Origin of the sequence: Prescottella subtropica, from assembly GCF_005434945.1 — a bacterium.
In the GTDB taxonomy this organism is placed as follows: Bacteria; Actinomycetota; Actinomycetes; order Mycobacteriales; family Mycobacteriaceae; genus Prescottella; species Prescottella subtropica.
Genome location: NZ_SKCH01000007.1, coordinates 148,044 through 163,534, shown reverse-complemented (window position 1 = coordinate 163,534; position 15,491 = coordinate 148,044). Strand labels below are relative to the sequence as shown.

Sequence of the window (15,491 nt, the reverse complement as noted above, 5' to 3'; positions counted from 1 at the left end):
ACCGTGTGCCGCAGACCGAGATGGATCACGAGTCGGACGCCCCGACCCGGTCCCGGGCCGACCGGGTGAGGTCCGCCGCTGCGCGCGCACTCGGCATCGACCGGCCCGCATCCCGCCCCACCGTCGTCGACGCACTGCACGGCGACGAGACCGAGGCGCCGGGCCTGAACCCCCGCGAAACCCGGCAACTGCACCGGATCCGCCTGTTCGGCGCGACCGGTGCCGTCCTCATGGCGGTCGGGGCCCTCGGCGCCGGCGCCCAACCGGTACTGCAGAACCCGGTCCAGGGACTCCGGATCCTCGGGCTGCCCGCCCGCATGCCGAGCGCCACCCTGAGCATGGCGATGACCGGCACCGTCATGGTGGTCCTCGCGTGGCTGCTGCTCGGCCGGTTCGCGGTCGGCAGTGTGCGCGGCGGCCGCGCCCCCCGCCAGCTCAGCCGCTCCCAACTCGACCGCACCCTGCTGCTGTGGGTGATCCCGCTCACCGTCGCGCCGCCGATGTTCAGCCGGGACGTCTACTCGTATCTCGCGCAGAGCGAGATCACCGCCCGCGGACTCGACCCGTATGCGATCGGCCCGGCCGGGGCGCTCGGCGTCGACCACGTCCTCACCCGGACGGTCCCGACCATCTGGCGCGACACCCCCGCCCCGTACGGGCCGCTGTTCCTGTGGATGGGCCGCGGCATCACCTGGCTGACCGGCGAGAACATCGTCGCCGGCATCTTCCTGCACCGACTGCTCGCGCTCGTCGGCGTCGGCCTGATCGTGTGGGCGCTGCCCCGCCTCGCCCGCCGCTGCGGCGTCTCGGCCGTCAGCGCGCTGTGGCTCGGCGCCGCCAACCCGCTCGTCCTGTTCCACCTCGTCGCGGGCATCCACAACGAGGCCCTCATGCTCGGCCTCATGCTCGCCGGTGTCGAACTGGCGCTGCGGGCGATCGGGGACCGTGGACCGATCCGAGGCCGCACGCTGGCCCTGCTCCTCACCGGTGCCACCCTCGTCGCACTGTCGTCGACCATCAAGATTCCGTCGCTGCTCGCCCTCGGCTTCGTCGGCATGGCGCTGGCCCGACGCTGGGGCGGCGGCGTCAAGGCCCTCGCCGCGGCGGCCGCGCTGCTCGGTGTCGTCACCGTCGCCGTCACCGTGTTCGTCAGCGTCGCGAGCGGACTCGGCATGGGCTGGACCCAGACCCTCGGGACCGCGACCGAGGTCCGCAGCTGGATGTCGATCCCTACTCTCCTCGGCCTGGGCACCGGACTGGTCGGGGTGCTCCTGGGTCTCGGCGACCACACCACCGCGGTCCTGAGCCTGACCCGGCCGATCGCGTCCGTCGTCGCCGCGTTCGTGACGCTGCGAATGCTGATCGCGGTCCTGATCGGCCGCATCCACCCGGTCGGTGCACTCGGTGTCTCCCTCGGCGCGATCGTGCTGCTGTTCCCCGTCGTGCAGCCGTGGTATCTGCTGTGGGCCGTCATCCCCCTCGCGGCGTGGGCCACCCGTCCGGTGTTCCGCATCCCCGCCATCGTCTTCTCGTCCGTGGTGAGCAGTATCCTCATGCCCAACGGCGCCGAATACGAGCCGTTCATGATCGTGCAGGCCGCGATCGCGACCACCCTCACCGCCGTCGTCCTCATCGCCGCCACCCGCAACCACCTGCCGTGGCGGGTGCAGTCCCCGGCCACCGGACGACCCGAAGCCGCCAACGCCTAGGCTGGTTGCCCGTGAGTGTCAGAGCGTCGGACGCGACGTCGAGCAGTGGCCCGCCCGCCGTTTCCCTCCGCGGGGTCGTGAAGTCGTTCGGCGACGTCCGCGCCGTCGGCGGCCTCGACCTCACCGTCGAACGCGCCCAGGTCCTGGCCCTGCTCGGACCGAACGGTGCCGGGAAGACCACCACCGTCGAGATGTGCGAGGGCTTCGTCACCCCCGACGCCGGCACCGTCCGGGTCCTCGGACTCGACCCGATCGCCGACTCGGCGGCCCTGCGGCCCCGCATCGGCGTCATGCTGCAGGGCGGCGGCGCCTACCCCGGCTCCAAGGCCGGCGAGATGCTCGACCTGGTCGCGTCCTACTCGGCGGACCCCCTCGACCCCGACTGGCTGCTGTCCAGCCTCGGGCTGACCGATGCCCGCCGCACCCCCTACCGTCGCCTGTCCGGCGGCCAGCAGCAGCGGCTCGCGCTCGCGTGCGCGCTCGTCGGCCGCCCCGAACTGGTGTTCCTCGACGAGCCGACCGCCGGTCTCGACGCGCAGGCCCGGCTGCTGGTGTGGGAACTGATCGACGCGCTGCGCCGCGACGGCGTCTCCGTCCTGCTCACCACGCATCTCATGGACGAGGCCGAAGAACTCGCCGACGAACTCGTCATCGTCGACCACGGCCGGATCGTGGCGTCCGGGACGCCGTCGGAGGTCACCCGCACCGGTGCGGAGGGCCGGCTCAGCCTGGTCGCGCCCGCCGGTCTCGATCTCGCGCCGCTGCGGGCCGCGCTGCCCACCGACTTCCGGGTGCAGGAGTCCACCCCCGGCAACTACGTGGTCCACGGCGCCGTCGATCCGCACGTCGTCGCGGCGGTCACGTCGTGGTGCGCCGGACAGGATGCGCTGGCCACCGAGATCCGGGTCGACCAGCGCCGCCTCGAGGACGTCTTCCTCGAACTCACCGGACGGGATCTGAGGGGATGAGCGTGACGCACCACGACCGCCTGGCCGACAACCGCTTCGCCGACGGCACGTTCACGCCGCGCCCGCAGCCGGCACCGCCCGCGCAGATGCTGGCCGCCCAGACGCGGCTCGAGCTGACGCTACTGCTGCGCAACGGCGAACAGTTGCTGCTGACGATGCTCATCCCGATCACCCTGCTGATCGGACTGACGCTGCTCCCGATCGGCGACTTCGGGCCGGACCGCGTCGACACGATCGTGCCGGCCGTGATGATGGTGGCGATCATGTCGACGGCGTTCACCGGGCAGGCTATCGCCGTCGGCTTCGACCGCCGCTACGGCGCCCTCAAACGACTCGGCGCCACCCCGCTGCCGCGGTGGGGCATCATCGCCGGCAAGAGCGCCGCGGTGGTGATCGTCGTCGCCCTGCAGTCGCTCCTCATCGGCGGTATCGGCGTCGCGTTGGGCTGGCGTCCGGGCCTGCTCGGACTCGCCCTCGGCGCGCTGGTCATCGCGCTCGGCACCGTCACGTTCGCGTCCCTGGGCCTGCTGCTCGGCGGCAGCCTGCGCGCCGAGATCGTGCTCGCCCTCGCCAACGTGCTGTGGTTCGTGATGGCCGGTATCGGCAGCGTCGTCTTCGCCGACAACTTGCACGCCGGCGCCCGGATCGGTGCGCAACTCGTCCCGTCCGGGGCGCTCGCGCAGGCCCTCGAGGACGCGTCCGGCGGCAGCATCAACGTCGCCTGCGTCGCGATCCTCGCGGTGTGGGCGATCGCCGCGGGGACGCTGGCGACGAGGACGTTCAAGTTCGTCTGAGCCGGTTCCACGCCGTGTCGCGCGAAACGCCTCCGTGACCGACCGTCCGGTACCACAATGGGCGTCGTGTCTGCCTCATTGCTCACCGGAGTCCGTCGCGCCTCGATCGCCACGATCGGCGCGGTCGCCCTGGCCACCGCGCCCCTGACCGCGTCCGCCGCCCCCGTGTGGGGGCCGCTGGCCCCACCGAATCCGTATCTCGGGCCGGACGGCACGTCCACGATGCACGGCGACGCCGGCTCGTCGGACGCGACGCGGCTCGCCGGACCCGGTATCGGGGACGTGTCGATCGCGCAGTATCCGCTGCTGTCGGCGTGCCCGACACTGCTGCAGGGCTCGGACGGGCTGGTCGTCGCGCTGTGCACCACGATGATCGGGCAGAACCCGACCGTGCACCTGCTCGATCCGAACGCGCCGACCGTCCCGGTCGGCGGCACCCTCGCCCAGCTGCAGCTCACCAAGGGCAGCCTCCTCGGCGGCGTGTACGCGTACCTCGACTCCGACGACCGGCTCGTCGTCGTCGACGGCACCCGGCACCTGCTGCGGATCGGGCACACGCAGACGAACGGGAAGTGGGCGCTGACCGTCGACTCGAGCGTCGACCTGACCTCGGCCATCCCGGACGGCGACAACGTCACCGGCCTCGCCCCCGACTGGGACGGTCGGGTGTGGTTCGCGACCGGCGGCGGCATCGTCGGCACCGTCGACGCCTCCGGGGTGGCCCGAACCGTGCCGCTGCCGGCCGGCGAGCAGGTGCAGAACAGTATTTCGACGTCCGTGCTCGGCACGTCGGTCGCGTCGACCCACGCGACGTACCAGCTCAGTGCCGGTACGGACGGGCAGCCGCACATCGACTGGCGGCAGCCGTACGACCGCGGGTCGGCCCGCAAGCCCGGCCAGCTCAGCTGGGGCACCGGCTCCACCCCCACCTACTTCGGCCCGCAGACCGGCTCCGAGTACGTGACGATCGTCGACAACGCCGACGGCCAGGTGAACCTGCTGGTGTACCGGACCGCCGACGGCAGCGAAGTCTGCAAGGAGCCGGTGATCCCGGCCGTCGATGGGGGTGGCAGCTCGGGCAGCGACACCGGGTCGGCGGGCAGCCTGTCCGGCAGTGTCGGCGGGTCCGTCGGATCGGGCAGTGGCAGCGAGAACTCCCCCATCGCCGTCGGCCGGTCGGTGTTCGTGGCGAGCACGTACGGCTACCCGTATCCGACGGTCCCGGCCGGTGCCGGTGAGGCGGTCCCGGCGTCCGCCCCGTTCCACGGCGGCATGACCCGTGTGGACGTCGACTCGTCCGGTGCCGGCTGTGAGACGGTGTGGCAGAACCGGGTGCGCAGTTCCGCGGTCCCGCAGTTGTCGACCGCCGACGGGAACATCTACACGATGGTCCGGCAGGGCCTCGACTCCACCACCCCCTTGGATTCGTTCGCGTTCGCGGTGATCGACCCCGAGACCGGTGCGGTGAAAACGACGAAGACCGCGACCGGAACCCTGCTCGGAGACACCCTGCAGATGGCGGCGCTCATCACGGACGACGGCCGCTACCTGCAGGGCACCATCTCCGGGATCGCGGCCGTGAATCCGGGCGGATCGGGCTCCGGCGGGTCGTCCGGATCCGGTGGCTCGACGGGCTCGTAACCAGGGGCAACTACATCACGTAGTGGACGTACCTCTACCATCGTCGTGTGCTGTATCGCGGCTTTGTGAACCTCGTCAATCGTCTGCCGCTGCCGTCGCTCGCGGTCCAGAAGTGGATCGCGTTCGCGGTGATCGTCGCCCAGGGCGGCATCGCGGTCACCGGTTCGGTGGTCCGGGTGACGGCGTCCGGGCTGGGCTGCACCACGTGGCCGCAGTGCTATCCGGGCAGTTTCGTCCCGACCGGGTCGTCGACGGCACCGTGGTTCCATCAAGCCGTCGAGTTCGGTAACCGGCTGCTCACGTTCGTGGTGGTCGCCGTGTCCGCGGCGGTCGTCATCGCGGTCACCCGCGCCGCCCGCCGCAGCGAGGTCCGGTTCTACGCGTGGCTGATGCCGGCGTCGACGGTCGCGCAGGCGATCATCGGTGGCATCACCGTCCTGACCGGTCTGCTGTGGTGGACGGTCGCCGTCCATCTGCTGGTGTCGATGGGCATGGTGTGGCTGTCGGTGCTGCTCTACCACAAGATCGATCAGCCGGACGACGGTGTGGAGGTCACGACGCTGCCCAAGCAGCTGCGCTGGCTGACCGCGCTGTCCGGTGTCGTGCTCGCCGGGTCGCTGGTCGCGGGCACGATGGTCACCGGTGCCGGCCCGCACGCCGGTGACAAGAACCCCGAGCGCACCGTCGAACGCCTGAACCTGGACATCACCAATCTGGTGCATCTGCACGCGGAACTGGTGGTCGGCTACCTGGCGCTGCTCGTCGGTCTCGGGTTCGGCCTGTATGCCGTCGGGGCGCGCGCGGCGGTGAAGCTGCGACTCAAGGTCGTGATCGCGCTGGTCGTCGGGCAGGCGTGTGTGGGTCTGATCCAGTTCTGGACCGACATTCCGGCCGTCCTCGTCACGATCCACGTTGCGATGGCCGGGGCCTGCACCGCCGCGACCGCCGCCCTGTATGCCGCGGGTCGGGTCCGCGAGACCGCGCCCGCACCCGATCGGGAGACGGCAGTGGCCTGACCCGCACGAACCACGAAGGCCGGGACCCGTTCGGGTCCCGGCCTTCGGTCGTCGGTGGGTGTCAGCGCTCGTTGCGCGCCTTCGGGAACCGCTTCTGGTTCGCGACCCAGCCGGCCATCTTGGCCCAGTGACCCTGACGCGGGGTGACGACGCTGACCAACGCGCGCTCCCATTCGGAGACGGTGATCTCGTCGAACGACGCGACGACGGCGTTGGCGATCGCGAGGGTGTCGACGACCTGGTCGCCGAGGATGCCGTCGGCGCCGACGAGGGTGATGCGCACGCCCGCCCGGCCGACGGGCTGGACGACGGCGCTGGCGGTGCCTCCGTGCTCGGACAGGAACTTACGGATCGCGGCGACCGTGCCCGACGGCAGAACCGGGGCCGCGGCGGTGCTCTGGGTGTCGGTGCTCATGGGGCCAGACTACTGTGCGGGTCATGCGCGCAATCGTGGTGTCCCACACTGGTGGTCCCGACGTCCTCACCCCGTCGGAGGTCCCCGTCCCGCAGCCCGGTCCGCGGGATCTGCTGGTGGCGACCGAGGCGATCGGCGTCAACTTCATCGACACCTACTTCCGCACCGGCACCTACACCCAGGATCTGCCGTTCGTCCCCGGCCAGGAGGGCACCGGCCGGGTCACTGCGGTCGGCGCCGAGGTGACCGGGTTCGCGGTCGGTGACCGGGTGGCGTGGGCGACGGCGCCGGGCAGTTACGCCGAGCAGGTACTCGTCCCCACCGACGTCGCGGTGGCGGTGCCCGACGGGGTCGCGCCGGAGCAGGCGGCGTCGGCGCTGCTGCAGGGCATGACCGCGCACTATCTGATCGAGTCCGCATATCCGGCGCAGCCCGGTGACACGGTGCTCGTGCATGCCGGGGCGGGCGGTGTGGGGCTGCTGCTGACGCAGATGGCAGCCGCGAAGGGCGTCCAGGTGATCACGACGGTGTCGACGGACGAGAAGGAGCAGTTGTCCCGCGAGGCGGGCGCGTGGCGGGTGCTGCGGTACGGCGACGACCTGGCGGAGCGGGTGCGGGAGCTGACCGGCGGCGAGGGCGTCGCCGCGGTGTACGACGGCGTCGGCAAGGACACGGTCGATGCGAGTCTGGCGTCGCTGCGGATCCGCGGCACGCTGGTGCTGTTCGGTGGCGCGAGCGGCCCGGTGCCGCCGTTCGATCTGCAGCGTCTCAACGCGGGCGGCTCCCTGTTCGTCACCCGCCCCACCCTCGCCCACTACGTCCGGGACCGCGACGAACTCACGTGGCGGGCCGGTGCCGTCCTCGACGCGATCGCCGCCGGCACCCTGCGACTGCGGGTCGGCGGCAGCTACCGACTGGACGACGCCGCACAGGCGCACCGAGATCTCGAAGGACGCCGGACGACCGGGGCGATCGTGCTGGTGCCGTGACCGCTACATAGACGACGGAGGCCCCGGTCGTGGTCGACCGGGGCCTCCGTGATCCGCGCGTCAGAAGTAGCCGGCGATGGTGTTCCAGCCGAGGATCGAGTCGACGGCCAGGCCGCAGCAGACGACGGCGAGGTAGTTGTTGGACTGCAGGAACAGTTTCAGCGGTTTGATGGGGGTGCCGCCGCGGACGCTGCGGTACAGCTGGTGGGCGACGAACAGGAACCAGGCGCCGGCGAGGAGGGTGACGATCGCGTAGATCCAGCCGGCGGCGGGCACCAGTGCCAGGGACGCGAGGACGGTGGCCCACGTGTAGATGACGATCTGCTTGGTGACGTGTTCCTCGGAGGCGATCACGGGGAGCATCGGCACGCCCGCGGCCTTGTAGTCCTCCTTGTAGCGCATCGCGAGCGCCCACGTGTGCGGCGGCGTCCAGAAGAAGATGATCAGGAACAGGACGACCGGTTCCCAGCTGAGCGAGCCGGTGACGGCGGCCCAGCCGACCATGACGGGCATACACCCGGCGGCACCGCCCCAGATGACGTTCTGCCAGGTGCGGCGCTTGAGGACCATCGTGTAGACGAGCACGTAGAACGCGATCGTGACGACGACGAGGATGCCGGCGAGCAGGGTGGTGGCCCACCACAGCCACAGGAACGACGCCACCCCGAGGGTCATGCCGAACACGAACGCGTTCCGCGTCGGCACCGCCTGGCGGGCGAGGGGGCGCAGCGCCGTGCGCTTCATCACCTTGTCGATGTCGGCGTCGACGACACAGTTGAGGGAGTTGGCGCTCGCGGCACCCATCCAGCCACCGAACAGGGTGCTGAGGATGAGCGGCAGGTCGATGTGCCCGCGGTCCGCGAGGAGCATCGCCGGGATCGTCGCGACGAGCAGCAACTCGATGACGCGCGGCTTGGTCAGTGCGATGTACGCCAGAATGGTCGACGTCACACGACCCCACAGCGTCGAGGTGTCCCGCGCAGTGTTCGATCCGGAAGCGTCGCCCGGGCCGCCGAAGCCGTGTCCGCTCGGCCTATGCCCTGTACGCACGCTGTCTCCTTGCCCCACGCGACTACATCCTCATTTTTGCTGGTGCACTACTACAACCGATGGTAGACGGCACTCGGGCGCCAACCGAATCGACCCGAACTGGGTGGCCTATTAGGCTGGAGGCGCACCAGAGGCTCGGCGACGCCCACCGCATCATCGTGCTGTCCTCCGGCTCCACGTCCAACCATGTCAGGAGACATCTGCCCGTGTCGATCACAGACGAGATCCGCGTCCTCACCCAGCCGGTCCATCCCAGCGACTGGACCGACCTGGACACCAAGGCCGTCGACACCGCTCGCGTTCTCGCCGCGGACGCGGTCCAGAAGGTCGGCAACGGCCATCCGGGCACCGCGATGAGCCTGGCGCCGCTCGCCTACACACTGTTCCAGCGGGTGCTGCGGCACGACCCGAAGGACGCCGACTGGGTCGGACGTGACCGTTTCGTCCTGTCGTGCGGCCACTCCAGCCTGACGCTGTACCTGCAGCTGTACCTGTCGGGGTACGGCCTGGAGCTGTCCGACATCGAGGCGCTGCGCACGTGGGGCTCGCTCACCCCGGGCCACCCGGAGTTCGGTCACACCACCGGCGTCGAGATGACCACCGGTCCGCTGGGTCAGGGTCTGGCGTCGTCGGTGGGTATGGCGATGGCGGCCCGCCGTGAGCGCGGCCTGTTCGATCCGGACGCCGCGGCCGGCACCAGCCCGTTCGACCACCACGTGTACGTGATCGCGTCCGACGGCGACCTGCAGGAGGGTGTCACCTCCGAGGCGTCGTCCATCGCGGGCGTGCAGCAGCTGGGCAACCTGATCGTCTTCTACGACGACAACGAGATCTCCATCGAGCACGACACCGCGATCGCGTTCGGCGAGGACGTCGCGAAGCGGTACGAGGCGTACGGCTGGCACGTGCAGCGGGTCGAGGGCGGCGAGAACGTCTCCGCGCTCCTGGACGCCGTCGAGGCCGCGAAGGCGGTCACCGACAAGCCGTCGATCATCGTGATGCGCACCATCATCGGCTACCCGGCCCCGACCATGATGAACACCGGTGACGTGCACGGTGCCGCGCTCGGCGCCGACGAGGTCGCGGGCGTCAAGCGGGCCCTCGGTTTCGATCCGGAGAAGAGCTTCGACGTCGATCCGGCCGCCCTCGCGCACGCCCGCCAGGTCGCCGACCGGGGCGCGCAGGCGCACGCCGCGTGGCAGGCCGAGTTCGACGCGTGGGCCGCCCGCGAGCCCGAGCGCAAGGCCCTGTTCGACCGTCTGCACGCCGGCGAGTTCCCGGAGGGCTGGGCGGACGTCCTGCCGTCGTGGGACGCCGACGCGAAGGGTGTCGCGACCCGCAAGGCGTCCGGCAAGACCCTCAACGCGCTGGGCCCGATCCTGCCGGAGCTGTGGGGCGGCTCGGCCGACCTCGCCGGCTCCAACAACACCACGATCGACGGCTCCGACTCGTTCGGCCCGTCGTCGATCTCCACGAAGGACTGGAACGCCCAGCCGTACGGCCGGACCCTCCACTTCGGTATCCGTGAGCACGCGATGGGCTCGATCCTCAACGGCATCGCGCTGCACGGCCCGACCCGCCCGTACGGCGGCACGTTCATGGTGTTCAGCGACTACATGCGTCCCGCGGTGCGCCTGGCCGCGCTGATGGGCACCCCGTCGCTGTACGTGTGGACGCACGACTCCATCGGTCTCGGCGAGGACGGCCCGACGCACCAGCCGATCGAGCACCTCGCGGCGCTGCGCGCGATCCCGAACCTGTCGGTGATCCGCCCGGGTGACGCCAACGAGACCGCGCAGGCGTGGAAGGCCGCGCTCGAGCACAAGACCGGCCCGACCGCGCTGGCCCTGACCCGTCAGGACGTCCCCGTCCTCGAGGGCACCAAGAGCAAGGCCGCCGAGGGTGTTGCGCGCGGCGCATACGTGCTCGCCGAGGCGTCGACCGGCACCCCCGAGGTGATCCTGCTCGGCACCGGTTCGGAGCTGCAGCTGGCCGTCGCCGCCCGCGAGGCGCTCGAGGCGGACGGCATCGCCACCCGCGTCGTGTCGGTCCCGTGCCTCGACTGGTTCGAGCAGCAGGACCAGGGCTACCGCGACGAGGTCCTGCCGCCGTCGGTGCGGGCGCGGGTCTCGGTCGAGGCCGGTATCGCGATGCCGTGGTACAAGATCATCGGAAGTGACGGCGAGGCCGTGTCGCTCGAGCACTACGGTGCCTCGGCCGACTACAAGACGCTGTTCCGCGAGTTCGGTATCACCGCCGACGCGGTCACCGACGCCGCCCGCCGCACCCTGACTCGAGTGAAGGGCTGATCTCCATGACACAGAACCAGAACCTTGCGGCACTGTCCGCGGCCGGCGTGTCCGTGTGGCTCGACGACCTGTCCCGTTCGCGGCTGCAGACCGGCAACCTCGCCGATCTGGTCGCGACCCGCAGCGTCGTCGGCGTCACCACGAACCCGTCGATCTTCCAGGCCGCACTCAAGGGCCCCGAGTACCACGCGCAGCTGCACGAGCTGGCCGCGCGCGGTGCCGGCGTCGACGAAACGGTCCGGGCGCTGACCACCGACGACGTGCGCGACGCGTGCGACGTGCTCGCCCCGACGGCGGCCGCGACCGGCGGCGTCGACGGACGCGTGTCGATCGAGGTCGATCCGCGGCTCGCCCACGACACCGACGGCACCGTCGCGCAGGCGATCGAACTGTGGAAGGCCGTCGACCGGGACAACCTGTTCATCAAGATCCCGGCCACGAAGGCGGGCCTGCCCGCGATCACCCGGGTGATCGCGGAGGGCATCAGCGTCAACGTGACCCTGATCTTCTCGGTGGAACGCTACGAGGCCGTCATCGACGCCTACCTGTCCGGCCTCGAGGCCGCCCACGCCGCCGGGCACGACCTGTCGAAGATCCATTCGGTGGCGTCGTTCTTCGTCTCCCGGGTGGACACCGAGATCGACGCACAGCTCGACAAGATCGGCTCCGAGGAGGCGCTCGCGCTGCGCGGCCAGGCCGGTCTGGCCAATGCGCGGCTCGCGTACGCGTCGTACCAGCGGGTGTTCGAGGGCGGCGACCGCTGGGCGCCGCTCGCGGCCGCCGGGGCGCGCGTGCAGCGCGCGCTGTGGGCGTCGACGGGTGTGAAGAACCCCGCCTACCCGGACACGCTGTACGTGACCGAGCTCGTCGCCCCGCACACCGTCAACACGATCCCGGAGAAGACCCTCGAGGCGGTTGCCGATCACGGCACCGTCACCGGGGACACCATCTCCGGGACGGCGGCGGCGTCGCAGCAGGTGTTCGACGCGCTCACCGCGGTCGGCATCGACATCCCCGCGGTGTTCGAGACGCTCGAGACCGAGGGGGTCGACAAGTTCGAGGTGGCGTGGAACGAGCTGCTCGACGCGATCACGGAGCAGCTCGCGGCTGCTCGCGAGAGCTGATCCGTGAGCGGACCCGCGGCGGACCGGTGGAGTAATCCACTCCGGGACAGCAGGGACCGGCGACTGCCTCGCATCGCCGGCCCCTGCGGCCTGGTGATCTTCGGCGTCACCGGTGATCTGGCACGCAAGAAGCTGATGCCGGCGGTGTACGACCTCGCCAACAGGGGGCTGTTGCCGCCCGGGTTCGCTCTCGTCGGGTTCGCCCGGCGGGACTGGGCGAACGAGGATTTCGGAAAGATCGTCCACGACGCGGTGCGTGAACATGCGCGCACCGAGTTCCGTGAGGACGTGTGGGAGCAGTTGTCGCAGGGCATCCGCTTCGTGCAGGGCAGCTTCGACGACGAGGCCGCGTTCACCGAGCTGGCCGACACCCTGGCCGCGCTCGACCGGGAACGCGGCACCCGCGGCAATCATGCGTTCTACCTGTCGGTGCCGCCGGCGCAGTTCCCGACGGTGTGCGAGCAGCTCTCCACGTCGGGGCTCGCGCAGTCGACGGACGGGCAGTGGCGCCGCGTCGTCATCGAGAAGCCGTTCGGCCACGACCTCGAGTCGGCGAAGGAACTGAACGCGGTGGTGAACACCGTCTTCCCCGAGGACGCGGTGTTCCGCATCGACCACTACCTGGGCAAGGAGACGGTCCAGAACATTCTGGCGTTGCGCTTCGCGAACCAGTTGTTCGACCCGATCTGGAACGCCCACTACGTCGACCACGTGCAGATCACGATGGCCGAGGACATCGGTCTCGGTGGCCGGGCCGGCTACTACGACGGTATCGGCGCCGCCCGCGACGTCATCCAGAACCATCTGCTGCAGCTCCTCGCGTTCACCGCGATGGAGGAGCCGGTGAGCTTCGATCCGTCGGAGTTGCAGGCCGAGAAGATCAAGGTGCTGTCGGCGACCCGGCTCGCGCAGCCGCTCGACGAGACCACCGCCCGCGGCCAGTACTCGGGCGGCTGGCAGGGCGGCCAGAAGGTCGTCGGACTGCACGAGGAGGACGGGTTCGCGCAGGACTCGACCACCGAGACGTACGCCGCGATCACCCTCGAGGTGGACACCCGCCGCTGGGCGGGGGTGCCGTTCTATCTGCGGACCGGCAAGCGGCTGGGCCGGCGGGTCACCGAGATCGCGGTCGTGTTCAAACGGGCCCCGCACCTGCCGTTCGACGCCACCATGACCGAGGAACTCGGCCAGAACGCGCTCGTCATCCGGGTGCAGCCCGACGAGGGTGTCACCATGCGGTTCGGGTCGAAGGTGCCGGGTTCGAGCATGGAGGTCCGGGACGTCAACATGGACTTCAGCTACGGGCAGGCGTTCACCGAGTCGTCGCCGGAAGCCTACGAGCGGCTGATCCTCGACGTCCTCCTCGGCGAGCCGTCCCTGTTCCCGGTGAACGCCGAGGTGGAGTTGTCCTGGAAGATCCTCGACCCGGTGCTCGAGCACTGGGCGACGCAGGGCAGGCCCGAGCCGTACGAGGCCGGGACGTGGGGTCCGCCGTCGGCGCAGGAGATGCTGCGCCGGTCCGGTCGTGAATGGAGAAGACCGTGATCATCGAGTTGCCGTCGACCACGACCGGCGCCGTCAACAAGAAACTCGTCGAACTGCGGGAGACGGGTGGCGCGGTCACCCTCGGCCGGGTGCTGACGCTGGTGGTGTCCACCCGCGAGTCCAAGAACTCCGAGGACGTCATCGACGCCGCGAACGACGCCAGCCGCGAGCATCCGTGCCGTGTCATCGTCGTCGCCCGCGGCTCCCGGTCGGAGGAGACGCGGCTGGACGCGGAGATCCGGGTCGGTGGTGACGCCGGCGCGTCCGAGGTGGTGATCCTGCGGCTGCACGGTGAGCTCGCCGACCACGAGTCCAGTGTCGTGGTGCCGTTCCTGCTGCCCGACACCCCGGTGGTGGCATGGTGGCCGGACGACGCCCCGACGTTCCCGTCGCTGGATCCGGTGGGGCGTTTGGCGATCCGGCGGATCACCGACGCCACCCGCGCCGACGAGCCGACGGCGACGATCAAGAGTCGGCTCGGCTCGTACGCGCCCGGCGACACCGATCTGGCGTGGAGCCGGGTCACGTACTGGCGGGCGCTGCTCACGTCCGCACTCGACCAGCCGCCGCACGGGAAGATCCTGTCGGCGACCGTGTCCGGTCTGGCGACCGAACCGGCGCTCGACATCCTCGCCGGCTGGCTGGCCGACCGGATCGACGGCCCGGTCCGCCGGCAGACCGGTGACCTGTTCGTCGAACTGCAGTTGACCGGCGACGACCGGATCTCGATCAGCCGTCCGCAGGGTGAGACGACCGCGACCCTGGCCCGCACCGGGCAGCCGGACGCTCTCGTCGCCCTCGCTCGCCGGGAGACGCGGGACTGTCTCGCGGAAGAGTTGCGCCGGCTCGACCACGACGAGATCTACGAAGCCGCCCTGACCGGACTGTCGAAGGTGAACTATGTCTGACTCCAACGAGATTCGCCGTTACCCCGACACCGACGCCCTGGTGCGGGCTGCCGCGGAACGGTTCGTCGATGCGGTCGTCGCGGCGCAGCGGGCCCGCGGCTCGGCGGCGGTCGTCCTCACCGGCGGCGGCACCGGCATCGCACTGCTCGAGCATGTCCGCGAGAACCCGGGGGCGATCGACTGGTCGGCGCTGGACGTGTTCTTCGGTGACGAACGGTTCCTGCCGGCCGGGGATCCCGAACGCAACGAGGTGCAAGCGCATACCGCGCTGCTCGACCACGTGCCGGTCGATCCGGCGCGGGTGCACGTCGTGGCCGCCTCCGACGGTGCGTACGGTAGCGATCCGGTGACCGCGGCCGCCGCGTACGCCGAGGTGCTCGACGCGTTCGCCGCCGACCGGACCGGCCCCCTGTTCGACGTCCACCTGCTCGGCATGGGCGGGGAGGGACACGTCAATTCGCTGTTCCCGCACACCGACGCGGTTCGTGAAGCCGAGAAGCTGGTGGTCGCGGTGACCGATTCGCCGAAGCCGCCGGCGGTGCGGGTGACACTGACCCTGCCCGCGCTGCGTTCCGCCCGCGAGGTGTGGCTGATCACCTCCGGCGGAGCCAAGGCCGACGCGGTCGCCGCCGCGGTCGACGGCGCGTCCCCCGAGGAGATCCCGGCCGCCGGTGCGGTCGGCATCGAGAAGACGGTGTGGCTGCTCGACGAGACCGCGGCGGCCGGACTGCCCCGCGCCTGAGTTCACTCGGCGGGGTCGTCGCCCCGGTCCCCACCCGGGACCGGGTGCGGCGCACCGTCGTCCACCGGAACCGTCGGGCACCTCGCCCACAGCCCCTGGCTGCGCGGCCCGCTGCCCGCCCGCGTGATCCCCCGCCGATACGCCCGTCCCGCACCGTGCTGCCCCATCGACGCACCCCTCCCCTGCCGGTCCCGGTGGTCCGGCCCGTGTGACTGCTTGGACGCGGGCGGACGCCGATCGGTTCCCGCCGACGGCCGGGGTGCTCCGTCGACTGTCGGTGG

Annotated in this window: 13 protein-coding genes; 11 read left to right on the top strand and 2 right to left on the bottom strand. The window is 70.8% G+C overall.

Annotated elements, in window-relative coordinates:
* Positions 1 to 5 precede the first annotated feature (5 nt).
* The 5 genes from mptB (at position 6) to E0497_RS09555 (ending at position 6,128) form a co-directional block, all read left to right on the top strand.
* Positions 6 to 1,709, top strand: coding sequence for a polyprenol phosphomannose-dependent alpha 1,6 mannosyltransferase MptB (gene mptB, locus E0497_RS09575; RefSeq protein ID WP_137724550.1), 1,704 nt, complete (start codon positions 6 to 8; stop codon positions 1,707 to 1,709).
* A gap of 77 nt (positions 1,710 to 1,786) precedes the next feature.
* Positions 1,787 to 2,677: an ABC transporter ATP-binding protein gene (locus tag E0497_RS09570; protein WP_137724591.1), complete on the top strand. Its 891-nt coding sequence runs from the start codon at positions 1,787 to 1,789 to the stop codon at positions 2,675 to 2,677.
* Entirely contained in the window at positions 2,674 to 3,471 is a 798-nt protein-coding gene (locus E0497_RS09565; protein ID WP_137724549.1) for an ABC transporter permease, read from the top strand. The genes E0497_RS09570 and E0497_RS09565 overlap by 4 nt, the downstream gene beginning before the upstream one ends.
* Positions 3,472 to 3,528: 57 nt before the next feature.
* On the top strand, positions 3,529 to 5,112 hold the full coding sequence (locus tag E0497_RS09560) for a hypothetical protein (RefSeq protein WP_137724548.1): 1,584 nt from the start codon (positions 3,529 to 3,531) through the stop codon (positions 5,110 to 5,112).
* Positions 5,113 to 5,159: 47 nt separating this feature from the next.
* Positions 5,160 to 6,128: a COX15/CtaA family protein gene (locus E0497_RS09555; RefSeq protein ID WP_137724547.1), complete on the top strand. Its 969-nt coding sequence runs from the start codon at positions 5,160 to 5,162 to the stop codon at positions 6,126 to 6,128.
* 61 nt (positions 6,129 to 6,189) lie between these two features.
* Here E0497_RS09555 and E0497_RS09550 read toward each other — a convergent pair whose 3' ends face one another.
* A complete protein-coding gene (locus tag E0497_RS09550; protein ID WP_137724546.1) occupies positions 6,190 to 6,543 on the bottom strand; it encodes a hypothetical protein in 354 nt (117 codons plus the stop codon).
* Between the two features lie 23 nt (positions 6,544 to 6,566).
* Between E0497_RS09550 and E0497_RS09545 the strand changes: the two genes are divergently transcribed.
* On the top strand, positions 6,567 to 7,532 hold the full coding sequence (locus E0497_RS09545) for a quinone oxidoreductase family protein (protein ID WP_137724545.1): 966 nt from the start codon (positions 6,567 to 6,569) through the stop codon (positions 7,530 to 7,532).
* 60 nt (positions 7,533 to 7,592) lie between these two features.
* Here the strand turns inward: E0497_RS09545 and E0497_RS09540 are convergent, their stop codons facing one another.
* Complete coding sequence (locus E0497_RS09540; protein ID WP_137724544.1) at positions 7,593 to 8,582, bottom strand: heme o synthase; 990 nt, start codon at positions 8,580 to 8,582, stop codon at positions 7,593 to 7,595.
* 206 nt (positions 8,583 to 8,788) lie between these two features.
* Between E0497_RS09540 and tkt the strand changes: the two genes are divergently transcribed.
* The 5 genes from tkt to pgl are packed head-to-tail and all read left to right on the top strand — an operon-like array spanning position 8,789 to position 15,210.
* A complete protein-coding gene (gene tkt, locus E0497_RS09535; RefSeq protein ID WP_137724543.1) occupies positions 8,789 to 10,891 on the top strand; it encodes a transketolase in 2,103 nt (700 codons plus the stop codon).
* Positions 10,892 to 10,896: 5 nt separating this feature from the next.
* Positions 10,897 to 12,015: a transaldolase gene (tal, locus tag E0497_RS09530; RefSeq protein WP_137724542.1), complete on the top strand. Its 1,119-nt coding sequence runs from the start codon at positions 10,897 to 10,899 to the stop codon at positions 12,013 to 12,015.
* Between the two features lie 3 nt (positions 12,016 to 12,018).
* Positions 12,019 to 13,560 carry a glucose-6-phosphate dehydrogenase gene (gene zwf, locus E0497_RS09525; protein ID WP_137724541.1) on the top strand — a complete coding sequence of 514 codons (1,542 nt, stop codon included), beginning with the start codon at positions 12,019 to 12,021 and terminating at the stop codon, positions 13,558 to 13,560.
* A complete protein-coding gene (gene opcA / locus E0497_RS09520; RefSeq protein WP_170312926.1) occupies positions 13,557 to 14,468 on the top strand; it encodes a glucose-6-phosphate dehydrogenase assembly protein OpcA in 912 nt (303 codons plus the stop codon). Before zwf ends, opcA begins: the two co-directional genes overlap by 4 nt.
* Positions 14,461 to 15,210, top strand: a complete 750-nt coding sequence (pgl, locus tag E0497_RS09515; RefSeq protein WP_137724539.1) for a 6-phosphogluconolactonase — start codon at positions 14,461 to 14,463, stop codon at positions 15,208 to 15,210. Before opcA ends, pgl begins: the two co-directional genes overlap by 8 nt.
* The last annotated feature ends 281 nt before the right edge of the window (positions 15,211 to 15,491 follow it).